The sequence below is a fragment of the Longimicrobiaceae bacterium genome, from assembly GCA_035936415.1.
In the GTDB taxonomy this organism is placed as follows: Bacteria; Gemmatimonadota; Gemmatimonadetes; order Longimicrobiales; family Longimicrobiaceae; genus JAFAYN01.
Window position 1 is genome coordinate 1 of the sequence record DASYWD010000286.1, and the last position, 3,240, is coordinate 3,240.

General features: G+C 72.6%; 3 protein-coding genes. 2 read left to right on the top strand and 1 reads right to left on the bottom strand.

Going from position 1 to position 3,240, the window contains the following annotated elements:
• Positions 1-90: 90 nt before the first annotated feature.
• Complete coding sequence (locus VGR37_11530; GenBank protein ID HEV2148024.1) at positions 91-1,440, bottom strand: pitrilysin family protein; 1,350 nt, start codon at positions 1,438-1,440, stop codon at positions 91-93.
• Positions 1,441-1,740: 300 nt separating this feature from the next.
• Between VGR37_11530 and VGR37_11535 the strand changes: the two genes are divergently transcribed.
• Together VGR37_11535 and VGR37_11540 are read left to right on the top strand one after the other, a co-directional pair.
• Positions 1,741-2,130 (top strand): BlaI/MecI/CopY family transcriptional regulator, encoded by a 390-nt coding sequence (locus VGR37_11535; protein ID HEV2148025.1) that lies wholly within the window; start codon positions 1,741-1,743, stop codon positions 2,128-2,130.
• A gap of 2 nt (positions 2,131-2,132) precedes the next feature.
• On the top strand, positions 2,133-3,240 hold a 1,108-nt coding region (locus VGR37_11540), incomplete at its 3' end, for a M56 family metallopeptidase (protein HEV2148026.1).

Consider the following 3,240-nt stretch of genomic DNA (forward strand, 5'->3'; position numbering starts at 1 on the left):
GCGCGGCCGTGCTCCGCGCGCCCGGGGCGCATGCCGCCAGCGCGGCCAGCCCCACCAGCGCGGCGACGCCCCGCCCGAAGTTCCTCTTCATCACTGTCCCTCCTGCTGGATCATCGTCAGCGTGGTGCGGCCCGCGTCGACCAGGACCTGCCTCGCCGCGCGGCGGACGTCCTCGGCGGTGACGGCCTCCAGCGTCCGGTAGTATTCCTCGACCGCCTCAATGCCGCCGGTCATGACCACCGGCTGGATCATCGCGAAGGCGATGCTCTCCGGGGTCTCGAGCCCCATGAGGAAGCCGTACTTCATGTTCGACTTCGCGGCCGCGAGGGCCTGCTCGTCCACCAGCTCCTCGCGGAAGCGGCGGGCGGTCGCCAGGATCTCGGCCTTCACCGCCGCGGTGTCGGCCGGGTTCAGGACCGAGGCGGTCACGCCCGCCAGGTACGGGTCGCGCTGCAGCCCGAAGGAGGCGCTCAGCGATCCCACCTTGCGCTCGCGGAGCACCAGCTTCCGGTACACGTCGGAAGTGGGCCCGAAGGCGACGCGGCCGAGCACCTCGGTCGCCACCGCCGTGCGGTCGCGCGGGTCCCACTTCGGGGCGCGCCAGTTGACCGACACCATGGGCAGCGTGCGGCCGGGGAAGACGATGGTGCGGTCCCGGGGCGCGGTCTGCGCCGGCTCGGTGGGGATCTGCGGCGCCACGTAGCCCGGCTTCCAGGGAGAGTAGTACTCCCGGATCAGCCGCTCGGCGCGGTCGAAGTCGATGTCGCCGGCCAGCACCAGGACCACGTTCTCCGGCCGGTAGTGGCGCCGGTGGAAGTCGAGGCTGTAGTCGAACCCCTCCGGCATGGCGCGGACGTCCGCCTCGAACCCGATGGTCGTGTGCTGGTAGGTGTGCTGGTCGAACGCGGTCTCCCGGAGCCTCTGGTTGAGGAACCCGAAGGGGGTGGTGGCGCTCTGCTGGTACTCGCCGAGCACCGCCCCGGCCTCGGTGCGGAAGTCGGGCTCGGAGTAGCGGAGGTTCATGAAGCGGTCCGACTCCAGGTCGATCATCCGCTCCAGGTGGTCGTTCGCGGCGACGGCGTAGTACACCGTCATGTCCGAGCTGGTGAAGGCGTTCCGCGAGGCCCCGATCTCCGCCATGATCTCGTCGAAGTTGGGGTACTTCTCGGTCCCCCGGAACATCATGTGCTCGAAGAAGTGGGCGAACCCGCTCTTGCCGGGCTCCACCTCGTCCCGGCTCCCCGTCCGCACGATCGACAGGTACGCGACCTGGCCCGGCGCGTCCGCGGCGATGAGGTAGGTCACGAGCCCGTTGGGGAGCTCGAACCTCCGGTACTCGTACGGGAAGACCCGTTCCGTGCTCTGCGTGCCCTGCGCGGCCGCCGGCCCGGCGAACGCCAGTCCCGCGAGGCAGAGCATTCCCAAACGCTTCAGGTCCACGCGACGACCTCCTTGCATGGGGCGACTGGATGTTTACGGCGCTGACATTGAAAGTGGCCGCCGCGTACAGCGGTGGCAAGGTGGGCGGGACGAGCGGGCGCCATCGCCCGGCGGGGGCGCCGACGCTCCCGCCTGCCCACTTCGACCGCGCCCTCCCGGGCGCGGCGCACCCGTTCTTCACGAGATCCTTGACCTCGTCCGACCCGGGTGCTAGATATCTAGCACGGTGCTAGATTTCCAGCATGCCGCACGGAATCGCGCACTCCGCCCCGACACTCCCCTCACCCAGGAGAGCCCCGCATGGGCCCCGAGCTCACCGCCGACCTCAGCCGCCGAGAGCGCCAGATCATGGACGTGCTCTTCGCCCTCGGGCAGGGCACCGTCAACGACATCCTGGAGCGCATCCCCGATCCTCCCAGCTACTCGGCCGTTCGCGCCACCATGCGGGTGCTGGAGGACAAGGGCCACGTGGAGCACTTCCAGGACGGGCCGCGCTACGTCTACCGACCCGTGGTGGCGAAGGAGAGCGCCCGCTCGGCCGCGCTGCGGCACCTGGTGCGCACCTTCTTCGGCGGCAGCGCGGAGTCCGCCGCCGCGGCCCTCCTGGGGATGTCGCGCCGCCAGCTCACCGAGGCCGACCTGCAGCGGCTGGCGAAGCAGGTCGAGGCCGCCCGCGACGAGGGGAGGTGAGCATGGCCGCCATCGACCTTGCGGGTGTGCTGGGCTCCGTCGGCGCGGTCCTCCCGGAGCTGTCCCTGAAGGCGGCGCTGCTCCTCGGCGCGGCGGGCCTGCTGGCCCTTGCGCTCCGCCGACGCTCCGCGGCCGCGCGCCACCTGGTGTGGACGACCGCGATCGCCGGGGTGCTCGCCCTCCCGCTCGCGCAGCTCCTGCCGCTGCGCGTCGAGGTGCTCCCCGCCTCGCTGGGCGGGCCGAACCCGCAGGTGCAGGAGATCGACTTCGGCCCCGCCGCGGAGCCCGTCCTCCGTGCCGACGCTCCTGCCGCCGCGGCCCTGGAGTCCACGCGGGAGCCGGCTTCTCCCTCCCTCCCGTCGCATGCATTCGAGCCGCAGCCTCCGGCGGCCCGCGCATGGCTCCCGGACGGCGTGGGCCGGGGGACGCTCCTGGTGGCGGTGTGGCTGCTGGGCGCGGGGGTGCTCATCCTGCGGCTGCTGTTCGGCACCGCGACCGTGTGGTGGCTGGCGAGGACGGGGGAGCGGATCGAGGACGAGGAATGGACCGCCGCCGCCGACCGCATTTCCCGGGGCTTCGACGCGCCCAGCGCGCGCCTGGTCCGCAGCCGCTGGACGGAGATGCCGATGACCTGGGGGATGCTCCGCCCGGTCGTCCTCCTCCCGGCGAGCTGCGACTCGTGGCCGGCCGAGCGCCGCGACGTGGTGCTGCGGCACGAGCTGGCGCACGTGGCCCGCAGGGACGTGCTCACCCTCGCCCTCGCACAGCTCGCCTGCGCGGTGCACTGGTTCAACCCGCTGAGCTGGGTGGCGCTCCACCAGCTCCGCGCGGAGGCGGAGCGGTGCTGTGACGACTGGGTCCTGAGCACCGGCACCCGCGCCTCCACCTACGCGGACCACCTGCTGGAGATGGTCCGCATCATCGGGCGGGCGCGCGTTCCGGCCGCGGTCGCCCTCCCCATGGCGCAGCGCTCCACCTTCGAGGGGCGGCTCCTCGCCATCCTCGAGCCCGGCGTGGAGCGTGGGGCGCCCGGCCGCCGCAGGGCCGTGCTCACCGTGGGCGGCCTCGCCGTGCTGGTCGCGGCGCTCGGCGCGATGCGCCCGGCCGACG

Bases quoted from the DNA above. Each gene is read 5' to 3' on its own strand.
- VGR37_11535 (HEV2148025.1), top strand. From the start codon at position 1,741: ATGGGCCCCGAGCTCACCGCCGACCTCAGCCGCCGAGAGCGCCAGATC.